This window comes from Ralstonia sp. PBBBR1 (assembly GCF_002256165.1).
Taxonomy (GTDB): Bacteria; Pseudomonadota; Gammaproteobacteria; order Burkholderiales; family Burkholderiaceae; genus Ralstonia; species Ralstonia thomasii.
Map to the genome: position 1 here is coordinate 580,510 of NZ_NKIL01000002.1, position 12,392 is coordinate 592,901.

Below are 12,392 nucleotides of genomic sequence, written 5' to 3' on the forward strand. Positions count from 1 at the left end.
GGTCATTTGGCAGCCGATTGGGCGGAGTCCGGCGTCCGCCACCAGGCCGTCAGCACCCAGGCTTCGGCCGAGTAGTAGTACGGCAAACGATCCGGGTACATCAGGTTCTTGTTGTAAGCCACACGGTGCGAGGCCGAATACCAGTGCGGAATCACATAGCAGCCGCGCATCAGCACGCGGTCGAGCGCGCGCGAAGCCGTGACCAGCTCGTCGCGATTGTTGGCACGCAGTACATCGTCGATCAGCGCGTCCACGGCTGGCGATTTCAGGCCGATCACGTTGTCCGAGCCGGCCTCGTCAGCTGCGGCGGAGCCGAAGCGGTCCTTCAGCTCGTTGCCCGGGCTTTGCGAATCGGGGAAGCGCAGCGAGATCATGTCGAAATCAAACTCTTCCAGTCGCTTCTGGTAGAGCGCGAAATCGGTCATGCGCTGGTTGACCTGGATGCCGAGCTTCTCAAGGTTGCGCGCATATGCCGCCATGACGCGGCTCATGGCGCCGCCATCGTCGAGCATCTCGAAGACAAACGGCTCGCCCTTGGTGTTGCGCAGCGCGCCATCGGAGTATGTCCAACCTGCCTGGGCCAGCAGGCGACGCGCCTGCCGCAGGTTGTCACGCAGAGAGCTGGGAGCATCAGTCGAGGGGGGTGCGGGCAGCACGCCAAACACCTCTGGGTCGAGCTTGCTGCGAAGCGGCTCCAGCAACGCCAGTTCGCCCGCGCTGGGCATGCCCGTGAGTGAATCCGACGCGGCCAGCTCGCTGTTGGCGAAGTAGCTGTCAAGCCGGCGATACGCACCATAGAAGAGCTGGCGATTGAGCCATTCGAAATCGAGCGCCAACGTCAGCGCCTTGCGCACGCGAAGGTCCTGGAACAGCGGCCGCCGCAGGTTCATCACAAAACCCTGCATGCCGGCACCGTTGCGATGCGGGAATTCGCTTTTGATCAGCTCGCCGCTGCGGAACTTCACGCCGACATAGCTCTTGGCCCAGTTCTTGGCACGGTACTCCACCATGGCGTCGTATTCGCCGGCCTTGAACGCTTCCAGGCGGGCGGTTTCGTCCTTGTAGAGCTTGTACTGAATGCGCTCGAAATTGAACGAGCCACGGCGCACGTTCAGGTCACGCCCCCAGTAAGCGGGATTGCGCCGAAAGGTAATGCCGCGCGACGGGTCAAAGCGCTCGATCACATACGGGCCGCTCGCGACCGGGTCCTGGAAGGTCAGCTTGTCGAACGCGACATCCTTGCCGCCGTCCGGATCATCGGGCTTGCCGCTGCCCTTGCCCCACTTTGGCGAGAACACCGGCAGCCCACCGACGATGAGCGGCAACTCCTTGTTCCTGCGCTTGAAGTCGTAGCGGATGGTGCTCGCGTCCACCACCGTGACCTTGGCCACATCCGCGGTCATGCTGCGGTAGGCGGGGCTTGCCCCCTTGCCCATCAGCATGTCGTAGGAGTATTTGACGTCGGACGCGCGCACGCGATCGCCGTCGGAGAATCGTGCGCGCGGGTTGATGTGGAAGGTGACCGAGAGCTCGTCGGGGGCGACGGTCACGTCGTCCGCAAGCAGACCATAGCCGCTGGCGGTTTCGTCCCAGCTTGTAATGAGCAGGCTTTCAAAGACCAGCTGATTCAACCCCGGCGCCGACGTTCCCTTGATCGTGAACGGATTGAACTTGTCGAAGCTCGTGCGGCGGTCTGGGTTGCCGAGCAGCAGCATGCCGCCGATGGGCGCCTTCGGGTTCAGATAGCCGAAGTTCGAGAAACCGGCCGGATACTTGAGGTCACCATATTCGGCGTAGCCGTGTGCCGCCCAGGCGGGTGTCACGCAGATTGCCGCCAGCAGGCAGACCAGCGCCATGAATCGCTTGTGTGTCGCAACGCGCACGCTCATTGCGCCCCTAGCCCCCATTGTCCTTGCATGCGTTGATCCGATTGATCGCTGTCTGAAAAACTGTTTCAGACGATTCTAACGCCCTCACGCGGCAATCCCGCCAATTCCGGCCCCGGGGATCGTCCCGCATTGACAAGGCTGGCAGGGGTTGTGCGGCACTGCGCAAATGCGGAGCTGCCCCGTGCTTTCCGGTATGATCGCGCCCACCTAATTGCCTCGTGCCCCGGATACCGCCGCTGCGCAACCGCAGCGACGAGTGACCACAGCAACATACGGGCGCGACGTTGCCCCACATTTGTACGGAGAAACTATGGGATTCCTCGCTGGCAAGCGCATTCTGATTACCGGCCTTCTGTCCAATCGCTCGATCGCCTACGGCATCGCCAACGCCTGCAAGCGCGAAGGCGCGGAACTGGCGTTCACCTACGTCGGCGAACGCTTCAAAGACCGCATTACTGAATTCGCCACCGAGTTCGACAGCAAGCTGGTGTTTGATTGCGACGTCGGCAGCGATGAACAGATCGCCAAGGTGTTCGAAGATCTTGGCCAGCACTGGGGCCACTTCGATGGCCTGGTGCACTCGATCGGCTTTGCGCCGCGCGAAGCGATTGCCGGCAACTTCATCGAAGGCCTGTCGCGCGAGTCGTTCCGCATCGCGCACGACATCTCGGCATATAGCTTCCCGGCGCTGGCGAAGGCCGCGCTGCCGATGCTCTCGCCCACTGCTTCGCTGCTCGCCCTGACGTACCTGGGTGCCGAGCGGATCGTCCCGAACTACAACACGATGGGCCTGGCCAAGGCGTCGCTGGAAGCCGGCGTGCGCTACCTGGCCGGCGCGCTGGGGCCGAAGGGCATTCGTGCCAATGGTATCTCGGCTGGCCCGATCAAGACGCTCGCCGCCTCTGGTATCAAGGATTTCGGCAAGCTGCTGAAGTACATGGAAGACGTCGCCCCGCTGCGCCGTAACGTCACGATCGAAGAAGTCGGCAATGTGGCTGCGTTCCTGCTGTCGGACCTGGCAAGCGGCGTGACCGGTGAGATCACCTACGTCGACTGCGGCTTCAACGTGACCGCAGGCGTGCCGGAGAGCGTCGGCCAAGGCTGATGCATTGATGGGGGCAAGCGCCATCTTCGGATGGCGCCCGCATGTCAGGCCGCGACGCATACAAGGCCGCAGCAGACAAAGAAAAAGCCCGCATGGCGCAAACCATGCGGGCTTTTTGACGTGCATTGCAATGCGAGCCGTCACGTCAGCTCGACTCGCATCCGCCTGTTGTGTGCGCTTCCCGCGAGAAGCGCCAAACTGGCGGAGACGGAGGGATTCGAACCCTCGATCCAGGTTTTGGCCCGGATGCTCCCTTAGCAGGGGAGTGCCTTCGACCTCTCGGCCACGTCTCCCAAACTTGCGTTGCACGAAGGAGCCCGTGCAACGAAGCGCGTATTCTAGCCACTTCACCCCACCCGGTCAACGACAACTGCATGACACGCGGTGAGAATCTGTGGCCCCCGGGGGTCGCCACCCCGGCCATACAGTGCCAGTTCAGCCGATTACGCCTGATCCAGCTCGAACGCCTTGTGGAGGGCGCGAACGGCCAGCTCCATGTACTTCTCGTCGATCAGCACCGAGATCTTGATTTCCGAGGTGGAGATCATCTGGATGTTGATGCCCTCTTCCGACAACGTGCGGAACATCTTGCTGGCGATGCCCACGTGCGAGCGCATGCCCACGCCCACCACCGACACCTTCGACACCTTCGGGTCACCCGACACGCTGGCGGCACCGATATGCGCCTTCACGCTGTCGTTCAGGATCGCCAGGGCGCGCTGGTATTCGCCGCGCGGCACGGTGAAGGTGAAGTCCGTCTTGCCTTCCACCGACTGGTTCTGGATGATCATGTCGACGTCGATGTTGGCGTCGGCAACCGGACCCAGGATCTGATAAGCGATGCCGGGCTTGTCCGGCACACCGATCACGGTGATCTTGGCTTCGTCGCGGGCAAAGGCGATGCCGGAAATGGCGGCGGCTTCCATGTTCGAATCTTCCTCAAAAGTAATCAGCGTGCCCGAGTTCATCTCGACATCGAGCGGCATCAGCGGGTCGGTCAGCGACGACAGCACGCGCGTCTTCACGCGGTACTTGCCGGCAAACTCCACCGAGCGAATCTGCAGCACCTTCGAGCCAAGGCTGGCCATTTCCAGCATCTCTTCGAAGGTGATCTTGTCCAGGCGACGCGCGTCGTCCACCACGCGCGGATCGGTCGTATAAACGCCATCGACGTCGGTGTAGATCAGGCACTCCTCGGCTTCGAGCGCGGCGGCAACCGCCACGGCCGAGGTATCCGAGCCACCACGGCCCAGCGTGGTGATATGGCCTTCGCTGTCGATGCCCTGGAAGCCCGTGATGACCACCACACGACCGGCGTCGAGATCAGCGCGCACACGCTCGTCATCGATCGACTGGATGCGCGCCTTTGTGTAGGCCGAATCGGTCTTCACCGGCACTTGCCAGCCGGTGTAGCTGCGGGCATCGATGCCTTCGGCATGCAGAGCAATGGCCAGCAGACCCACACTCACCTGCTCGCCAGTCGAGGCAATCATGTCGAGTTCACGCGGGTCGGGTTGAGCCGAAATCTCTTTGGCCATACCCAGCAGGCGGTTGGTTTCGCCAGACATGGCCGACGGAACGACCACGATCTGGTGACCTGCACGGTGCCACTTGGCAACGCGCTTGGCGACATTCTTGATGCGTTCAACCGAACCCATCGAGGTGCCACCGTATTTGTGAACGATGAGAGCCATCTTGGAAAGATCAGGAGGAGGCGGAGCGGTGCAAAAGCTTTTGAAAATACAGCAATTTGCATCGATCGGCAAGCAATCCGCCGGTGACGATGCGTATCACGACGCACCCTCAAGGCCAGGACGCCACGTGATGCGCCAGCCAGTACCGCTATGCGTGGCCGCCTGGTTCATTCCCAGCCCCGCGGCAAACACTAGCATTTCGCCTGCATAGAGCAGTGGCAAACGCTGGCGCTCCCACGCAGGAATGCCGGCTTCCTGGTAAGCCTGCTTGAGCGCCCGCGACGGCCCGCCCGGGCGCAGCACGATGCGCTCGCCGCCGCGCCGGGGCGACAGGACCAGCGGCGCTTGCAAAGTTTGCATCGCAACGCCATCGCTCGCCACGGGCGCAAACAACAGCGCCCCGCCCCATGCGTCCACCGTCACACGCTGCTCGGCCGGATGCGCCGGCTCGAACAGCTGGGCCCCGATGGCGACCGCAGCCTGCCCGGGGCGATCGTTGGCGCCAGTGTCGATCCATGCAACGCCACGGTAGCGCCTGACCTGCCCAGTCGGCAATTCAATGCGCAGTGCACCGTCATCTCGTGCGTCAATCAGTTGCGTATGCAGATCCTCCAGGCGGCGACTCGACAGCGCGCGCATGCCCGCTTTGGTCAACCATGCACGCAGCACCGCACGCTGACGTGGCGCGGACAGCGCAATCAGCGCCGCTACATCCAGTCCATTCGCCGAAGCAATGCGCGTCAAATCCGCCTGAGCGATCTCGTCGATCAATGCGGCCGCATCCGCCAGATGTGCCGCGCTGCGCGACAGCGCCTCGCGATAGGCCGGGAAATGGTCCGCCATGCCTGCGAGCAGTGGACGCAATGCATTGCGTGCGTAGCGTGCGTCGGTGTTGGACGGGTCTTCGACCCAGCAGAGCGCGTGGGCGTGTGCGTACAGCTCGATCTCGCTGCGCGGTGCATCGACCCATGGACGCAGCAACGTGACTGCACCCGCCCGGGCCATCGGCATGGCGGCGAGGCCATCGAGGCCGGCGCCGCGCATCAATTGCAGCAGTACCGTCTCAGCCTGGTCATCCTGATGATGGGCCGTCAGCAGAATGGAGGCGCCTGTCTGCGCGCACAGCGCTTCGAGCGCAGCATACCGGGCTTCGCGCGCCGCTTCTTCAACGCCCTGCCCCGCATCAATCTCTACGTAGACGCGACGCGCATGAAACGCCACGCCGGCGGCTTGGGCCATACGTTGACAGGCACATTCCCACACATCGGCATCGGCCTGCAAGCCGTGGTGAATATGCAGGGCAACGAGCTGCACACGGGCGCCCGCATCCCGCCACGCAGCACACGCGTGCAGGAGCGCGGCGGAATCCCGCCCGCCCGACAGTGCAATCGCCACGGTCGGTGTTTCGATCTCGCCAGAAACAACAAAGGCCGCACACGCGGCAACGCGTTGTGCGACCTTGTTGACGAGATCAGCCGACGAATCAGCGACCTTCGGTTTCCTTGAACTTGCCATAAGCCATCAGGCGCTCGTGACGGCGCGCCTGGAGTTCCGACGTCTTCATGCCCTGGAACTGGCGCAGCGATTCGGCCAGCGCGCGCTTGAGCATCGTCGCCATGCTCTTCGGATCACGGTGTGCGCCGCCCAGCGGCTCGTTGACGATCTTGTCGATCAGGCCGAGCGCCTTCAGGCGATGCGCGGTCAGGCCCAGTGCCTCAGCGGCTTCCGGCGCCTTCTCTGCGGTCTTCCACAGGATCGACGCGCAGCCTTCCGGCGAGATCACGGCGTAGGTGGCGAACTGCAGCATGATCACCGAGTCGCCCATGGCAATGGCCAGTGCGCCGCCCGAACCGCCTTCACCGATGATGGTGGCGATCAGAGGCACCTTCAGGCCAGCCATCACAAACAGGTTGTGCCCGATGGCTTCGGATTGGCCACGCTCTTCCGCATCAATGCCCGGGAATGCGCCCGGTGTATCGACAAACGTGAAGATCGGCAGGCCAAACTTGTCCGCCAGCTCCATCAGCCGCTTGGCCTTGCGGTAGCCCTCGGGCTTGGACATGCCGAAGTTGCGCAGCGCGCGTTCCTTCGTGTCGCGGCCCTTCTGGTGACCGATCACCATGCAAGCTTGGCCGTTGAAGCGCGCCAGACCGCCCACGATCGACAGGTCGTCGGCGAAGGTGCGATCGCCGTGCAGTTCGTGGAAGTCGGTAAAGATCTCGCGGACGTAATCGAGCGTATATGGACGCTGCGGGTGCCGGGCGATCTGCGCGACCTGCCAAGGCGTCAGGTTGGCGTACAGATCTTTGGTGAGCTGCTGGCTCTTGGAAGCCAGGCGGGAAATTTCTTCAGAAATGTCGACAGCGGAATCGTCTTGTACGAAGCGAAGTTCTTCGATCTTCGCCTCAAGTTCTGCGATCGGCTGCTCGAACTCCAGGAAGGTTGTTTTCATGGATCTTCTGAAAGGCTCTTGAAGGCGCGCATTCTACCGGATTTTGACCGTCCGGCGACGCGCTCCGTTTCATCGAAATGAACAGATCAATAGGTGGTCGCCGTGTCTAGGCTGCGCCACATATACCAAGTGGCCACGGTGCGCCATGGCTCCCAGTTGGCGGCTACTTCCCGCGCCTCGCTGCGAGTGACGGGTTCGCCACTGAAATAATTCTGGGAAATCGCGTTGATGAGGCCGATATCGTCCAGCGGCAGCACGTTCGGGCGCATCAGATTGAACATCAGGAACATCTCTGCTGTCCATCTGCCGATGCCGCGGATTTGCGTCAACTCGGCGATCACGTCTTCGTCTTCCATCTCGGCCCACTTGGCGACGTGCACGGTGCCGTTGCGAAAGTGATCGGCCAGATCAAGGATGTACTCGGCCTTGCGTTTGGACAGGCCGCAACCCGCCAGCTTCTCCTGGCCCGCACGCAGGAACTGGGCGGGCACGAGCTTGGGGCACACACCCACGACGCGTTCCCACACCGACTGCGCAGCCTTCACGGAAATCTGTTGCCCGACAATCGAGCGCGCCAGCGTGACGAACGGATCGCCGCGCGAAGCCAAGTGCGCCGGGCCACACGTCGGAATGATCTTGCGCAGGATACGGTCGCGCTTCATCAGGTCTGCGCAAGCTTCTTGCCAGTACTCGGGCGGCCCCGAGAGCACCACTTCCGCGGGCACAGGCAGCGTCTCGCTGGCGGCAAGTGCTTCGGGCAGTGGCACCTTGCTCGCAGGCACGCGTTTGGCCGGGGCCTTGGCGGCCTTGATCGGTGCGCTCTTGGCGACGGCCGTCTTGCTCGCCACGCCGTCGACTTTTCTGGCGACTGCTTTCTTGGCAGCCGACACCGTCACCGCCGGCGCTTTCTTGGCAGCGGTGCTGCGTCCTACGTTGGCTTTCTTGGCCACCGCGCTCATGCGCGTCTCCACTCGGTCAGGCCACCCGGTTTGTCTTCCAGGACAATGCCGGCGGCCAGCAGATCGGCACGGATGGCATCAGCGCGGGCAAAATCGCGGGCGGCCTTGGCGGCGCGGCGCTCTTCGATACGCGCTTCCACTTCTGCCGCGTCCACACCATCGGCCGACACACCGCCCTGCAGGAACGCATGCGGATCGCGGCCGAGCAGGCCGATCACGCCGGCCAGCGCAGCCAGTTGGCTGGCCAATTCGGGCGAGCGCGTTTTGTTCACTTCGCTCGCGAGTTCAAACAGCACCGACACGGCGACCGGCGTATTGAAGTCGTCGTTCATCGCTTCGAGGAAGCGCTTGCCATGCGACTCGCTCCAGTCGGGTTTTGCACCCACCGCCGCCGGCACATCCTTGAGCGCGGTGTACAGGCGCGTGAGCGCATGGCGCGCGTCGTCGAGGTGGGCGTCGCTGTAATTCAGGTCACTGCGATAGTGCGAGCGCAGGATGAAGAAACGCACGACTTCCGCGTCGTACACTTTCAGCACGTCACGGATGGTGAAGAAGTTGCCGAGCGATTTCGACATCTTCTCGTCATTCACACGGACGAAGCCGTTGTGCATCCACATGTTGACGAACGTCTTGCCGGTCGCCCCTTCGGACTGCGCAATTTCATTCTCGTGATGCGGGAACTGCAGATCGGCGCCGCCGCCGTGCAGATCGAAATGCTCGCCCAGCAGCTCGCAGCTCATCGCCGAGCATTCGATATGCCAGCCCGGACGGCCCTCGCCCCACGGCGACGCCCAGCGCGATTCAGCCGGTTCGTCGGCCTTGGCGGATTTCCACAGCACGAAGTCGAGCGGGTCCTGCTTGGCATCATTGGCCGCCACGCGCTCGCCGGCGCGCAGGTCTTCGAGCGACTTGCCGGACAGCTTGCCGTAACCGGGGAATTTGCGCACCGCGTAGTTCACATCGCCGTCGGTCGCCTGATAGGCGAGGCCGTTCGTCTGCAGCCTGCCGATCATGCTCAGCATCTGCGGCACGTATTCGGTGGCGCGGGGTTCGTGGTCCGGGCGCTGCACGCCAAGCGCATCGGCGTCTTCGTGCATGGCAGCGATGAAGCGGCCCGTCAGCGCACTCATCGTCTCGCCGTTCTCGACCGCACGCTTGATGATCTTGTCGTCGATGTCGGTGATGTTGCGCACGTAGGTGACGTCGTAACCGGCCGCGCGCAGCCAACGCTGCACCATGTCGAACACCACCATGACCCGCGCATGCCCGACGTGACAGTAGTCGTACACCGTCATGCCACACACGTACATGCGCACGCGGCCGGGCTCGATGGGGACGAACGTCTGTTTCTCACGCGCGAGCGTGTTGTAGATCTTGAGTGATTCCATGAAGCGGTGTCGGGAGACTCAGCGCGCCGCGCATGCGAGGTACAACGTTGCGGGCGGACCAAATTGGAGGCAATCGGCGCCGGCACGGCGCCTGCAAAACTAGCGGCATATCTTACCGGAACTGCGCTGACAGGGCGGCCTGCCAGTGCGTGAGGCATGCTCCCCGTCAAGAACCTTTCCTGGCGCGCACGGCCGCTGCTGCGCACAAAGACGGTTTGTTAGAATGCGGCGGAGTATAACGGAACCGATTCTCATGAACAGACTGCTGCGTCAGACCGCTGCAACCCTGGCTTGCCTGCTTGCCATGTCGGCGGCACCGGCCTTCGCCCAGACCGCCGGCTTTGCCTTGCCGGCCGATTTGATGCCCAGCACGCAGCAAGCGCCGCAGGTCGCGCGCCAGAAGCGCATCGACGACGCGTTGACCAAGAAGCAATACGCCGAGGCGCTGACAGAGCTGGACAAGGACGTCGCCTCCCAGCCGCGCAACGCGCAGGCACGCTTCCAGCGCGGTGTTGCACTTGCCGGCCTGGGCCGCGCGGACGACGCCATCGTGGCCTTCAGCCAGATGACACAGGATTTCCCGGAACTGCCCGAGCCATACATCAACCTGGCTGCGTTGTATGCCGAGCGCGGTGAGCTGCTCCGTGCCCGCGACAGCCTGATCATGGCGAACCGCGTGGCACCGGAAAATGCGCTGGCGCAATCCAATCTTGGCGATGTCTACGTCCGCCTGGCCGCGCAGTCGTACCAGAGCGCGATCAAGCTGAACCCCAAGAACGCCACCGCCCGGGCACGTCTGGATGCCCTGCCCGACCTGCCGGGCGTGCACCCTGCCACCAAACCTGTCACGACCACGCTGCCTGCAGCCAGCGGTGTGACTGCCAAGCCGGCGAAGCGTCAATAAGAAGACGCGGCCCGATCCTGCTTTCCCACCCACAAGCTCTCTCTTCCTGACCATGCTCCGTATTCGCTCCCTCTTTGCCGGGCTCGTGTGTGCACTGGCCGTAACCGCCACCGCAGCCACGGCAGCCACCGCGTCCGCGCCGCGCATCCAGTTCAAGACATCGATGGGTAACTTCACCGTTGAGGTGTATCCGGACAAGGCGCCCAAGACGGTCGCCAACTTCCTGCAGTACGTGAAGGACGGCTTCTACAAGGGCACGATTTTCCACCGCGTGATGGACGGCTTCATGATCCAGGGCGGCGGCTTCACGCCCGACATGAAACAGAAGGACACGCGCCCCCCGGTCGAGATCGAATCGAAGAACGGCCTGAAGAACGACAAGTACACGATCGCCATGGCACGCACCATGGACCCGAACTCCGCCACGGCGCAGTTCTATGTGAACGTGGTCGACAACAACATGCTGAACTACCCTGGTCAGGACGGTTACGGCTATACCGTCTTCGGCAAGGTGGTTGACGGCACTGACACCATCGACAAGATCAAGGCGGTGGAAACCACCACCAAGTTCCCGCACCAGAACGTGCCCGTGAAGCCGATCGTGATTGAATCGGCCACCGTCGTCTCCAAGTAACGCATTTTTGCCCCACCCAAGGAATTCACCATGACCCAAGTCAAGCTGCACACCAACCACGGCGACATCACCCTGGCCCTGGACGCTGAGAAGGCACCCAAGTCGGTTGCCAACTTCGTCGCCTATGTGAAGGATGGCCACTACAACGGCACGGTGTTCCACCGCGTCATCAAGGGCTTCATGATCCAGGGCGGCGGATTCGAGCCGGGCGAGAAGATGAGCCAGAAGCCCACCAAGGCGCCGATCGACAACGAAGCCAACAACGGACTGAAGAACGAGCGCGGCACCATTGCCATGGCTCGCACCAACGACCCGCACTCGGCCACGGCGCAGTTCTTCATCAACACGGTCGACAACGACTTCCTGAACCACACCTCGCCGACGCCGCAAGGCTGGGGCTACGCCGTGTTCGGCAAAGTGACCGAAGGCATGGATGTGGTCGACAAAATCCGCTCGGTGCGCACGGGCAACCGCGGCTTCCACCAGGACGTGCCGATGGAAGACGTGATCATCGAAAGCGCCGAAGTGATCGAATGATCGACGCAGCGCACGCCGCACAGGCCTCCGCGCTGAAGACACCGGTCCGGGTTTCCGGGCCGGTGTTTTTTATTTCGGATCTGCACCTCACGGCCAGCATGCCGGCCACCGCCGCTGCGTTCGAGCGCTTCCTGCGCACGCGCGCCCGCGAGGCACGCACGCTCGTCATCCTGGGTGACTTCTTCGAATACTGGGTCGGCGATGAAGAGTTGGCTGATCCGTTCCACCAGCACATCGCCAGCCTGCTCGCTGACGTGGCAGCGGGCGACACGCGCGTGCTGTTCATGCACGGCAATCGCGACTTCCTGCTCGGCAAGCGTTTCTTGAATGCCGCACACGCTACGCTGCTACCTGATCCCACCGTGCTGGAAGCGGATGATGGCCAGCGCATCGTGCTTGCCCACGGCGACGCCCTCTGCACGCGCGACACGGCCTACATGCGCTTTCGCCACTGGACGCGCAAGCGCTGGGTGCAGCGGATATTCCTGACGATGCCGCTGCGCTGGCGGCTGAAGATCGCGCAGAAGATGCGCGCAGAAAGCGAAGCTGGCCGCGCCATGTCCGCCAATGTTGCCGGCGAACCCCGCGCCGCTGCGATGATGGGCGACGTCGCACCCGAAGCGGTGGACGCGCTGCTCAAGGCCTCAAAGACATCCACGCTGATCCACGGCCACACGCACCGCCCGCAGCTGCATCACGAGCCTGGCGGTGAACGCTGGGTTCTTTCCGACTGGGATTTCGACCAGGCACAGCCGCGCGGCAGTTTCCTCAAACTGCAGGACGGCGCGCTGACGGTCGAGCAAGTGACGGCCTGACCTGCTGTCACGCGC

General features: G+C 63.0%; 11 protein-coding genes and 1 tRNA gene. 5 read left to right on the forward strand and 7 right to left on the reverse strand.

Features of this window, described 5'->3' with window-relative positions:
* Positions 1-2: 2 nt before the first annotated feature.
* Positions 3-1,889 carry an extracellular solute-binding protein gene (locus tag CFE42_RS02745; protein WP_004626211.1) on the reverse strand — a complete coding sequence of 629 codons (1,887 nt, stop codon included), beginning with the start codon at positions 1,887-1,889 and terminating at the stop codon, positions 3-5.
* Positions 1,890-2,199: 310 nt separating this feature from the next.
* Between CFE42_RS02745 and fabI the strand changes: the two genes are divergently transcribed.
* Positions 2,200-2,994: an enoyl-ACP reductase FabI gene (gene fabI, locus CFE42_RS02750; RefSeq protein WP_004626209.1), complete on the forward strand. Its 795-nt coding sequence runs from the start codon at positions 2,200-2,202 to the stop codon at positions 2,992-2,994.
* A gap of 199 nt (positions 2,995-3,193) precedes the next feature.
* On the opposite strand, the gene CFE42_RS02755 is transcribed toward fabI, so the two are convergent.
* From CFE42_RS02755 to cysS, 6 genes are all read right to left on the reverse strand, one after another.
* Positions 3,194-3,287 (reverse strand) — tRNA-Ser (locus CFE42_RS02755).
* Positions 3,288-3,437: 150 nt separating this feature from the next.
* Positions 3,438-4,688 (reverse strand): aspartate kinase, encoded by a 1,251-nt coding sequence (locus CFE42_RS02760; protein WP_009238446.1) that lies wholly within the window; start codon positions 4,686-4,688, stop codon positions 3,438-3,440.
* A gap of 96 nt (positions 4,689-4,784) precedes the next feature.
* Positions 4,785-6,203 carry a tRNA lysidine(34) synthetase TilS gene (tilS, locus tag CFE42_RS02765; protein ID WP_004626204.1) on the reverse strand — a complete coding sequence of 473 codons (1,419 nt, stop codon included), beginning with the start codon at positions 6,201-6,203 and terminating at the stop codon, positions 4,785-4,787.
* Complete coding sequence (locus tag CFE42_RS02770) at positions 6,172-7,140, reverse strand: acetyl-CoA carboxylase carboxyltransferase subunit alpha (protein WP_004626201.1); 969 nt, start codon at positions 7,138-7,140, stop codon at positions 6,172-6,174. Before CFE42_RS02770 ends, tilS begins: the two co-directional genes overlap by 32 nt.
* A gap of 86 nt (positions 7,141-7,226) precedes the next feature.
* Positions 7,227-8,099 (reverse strand): DNA-3-methyladenine glycosylase, encoded by an 873-nt coding sequence (locus CFE42_RS02775; RefSeq protein ID WP_004626199.1) that lies wholly within the window; start codon positions 8,097-8,099, stop codon positions 7,227-7,229.
* The gene (gene cysS, locus CFE42_RS02780; RefSeq protein ID WP_004626197.1) at positions 8,096-9,487 is read right to left on the reverse strand and encodes a cysteine--tRNA ligase; all 1,392 of its coding nucleotides are present in this window, start codon (positions 9,485-9,487) and stop codon (positions 8,096-8,098) included. Before cysS ends, CFE42_RS02775 begins: the two co-directional genes overlap by 4 nt.
* Before the next feature lie 253 nt (positions 9,488-9,740).
* Here cysS and CFE42_RS02785 point away from each other — a divergent pair, with 253 nt between their 5' ends.
* The 4 genes from CFE42_RS02785 to CFE42_RS02800 are packed head-to-tail and all read left to right on the forward strand — an operon-like array spanning position 9,741 to position 12,377.
* Positions 9,741-10,391: a hypothetical protein gene (locus tag CFE42_RS02785; RefSeq protein WP_004626196.1), complete on the forward strand. Its 651-nt coding sequence runs from the start codon at positions 9,741-9,743 to the stop codon at positions 10,389-10,391.
* A gap of 52 nt (positions 10,392-10,443) precedes the next feature.
* Positions 10,444-11,025 (forward strand): peptidylprolyl isomerase, encoded by a 582-nt coding sequence (locus tag CFE42_RS02790; protein ID WP_004626193.1) that lies wholly within the window; start codon positions 10,444-10,446, stop codon positions 11,023-11,025.
* A 30-nt stretch (positions 11,026-11,055) separates the two neighbouring features.
* Entirely contained in the window at positions 11,056-11,562 is a 507-nt protein-coding gene (locus CFE42_RS02795; protein ID WP_004626191.1) for a peptidylprolyl isomerase, read from the forward strand.
* Complete coding sequence (locus CFE42_RS02800) at positions 11,559-12,377, forward strand: UDP-2,3-diacylglucosamine diphosphatase (protein ID WP_004626189.1); 819 nt, start codon at positions 11,559-11,561, stop codon at positions 12,375-12,377. The genes CFE42_RS02795 and CFE42_RS02800 overlap by 4 nt, the downstream gene beginning before the upstream one ends.
* Positions 12,378-12,392: the final 15 nt, after the last annotated feature.

Bases quoted from the DNA above. Each gene is read 5' to 3' on its own strand.
- CFE42_RS02790 (WP_004626193.1), top strand. From the start codon at position 10,444: ATGCTCCGTATTCGCTCCCTCTTTGCCGGGCTCGTGTGTGCACTGGCC.
- CFE42_RS02795 (WP_004626191.1), top strand. From the start codon at position 11,056: ATGACCCAAGTCAAGCTGCACACCAACCACGGCGACATCACCCTGGCC.
- tilS (WP_004626204.1), bottom strand. From the start codon at position 6,203: ATGGCAAGTTCAAGGAAACCGAAGGTCGCTGATTCGTCGGCTGATCTC.
- CFE42_RS02785 (WP_004626196.1), top strand. From the start codon at position 9,741: ATGAACAGACTGCTGCGTCAGACCGCTGCAACCCTGGCTTGCCTGCTT.
- fabI (WP_004626209.1), top strand. From the start codon at position 2,200: ATGGGATTCCTCGCTGGCAAGCGCATTCTGATTACCGGCCTTCTGTCC.
- CFE42_RS02770 (WP_004626201.1), bottom strand. From the start codon at position 7,140: ATGAAAACAACCTTCCTGGAGTTCGAGCAGCCGATCGCAGAACTTGAG.
- CFE42_RS02775 (WP_004626199.1), bottom strand. From the start codon at position 8,099: ATGAGCGCGGTGGCCAAGAAAGCCAACGTAGGACGCAGCACCGCTGCC.
- CFE42_RS02745 (WP_004626211.1), bottom strand. From the start codon at position 1,889: ATGAGCGTGCGCGTTGCGACACACAAGCGATTCATGGCGCTGGTCTGC.
- cysS (WP_004626197.1), bottom strand. From the start codon at position 9,487: ATGGAATCACTCAAGATCTACAACACGCTCGCGCGTGAGAAACAGACG.
- CFE42_RS02800 (WP_004626189.1), top strand. From the start codon at position 11,559: ATGATCGACGCAGCGCACGCCGCACAGGCCTCCGCGCTGAAGACACCG.
- CFE42_RS02760 (WP_009238446.1), bottom strand. From the start codon at position 4,688: ATGGCTCTCATCGTTCACAAATACGGTGGCACCTCGATGGGTTCGGTT.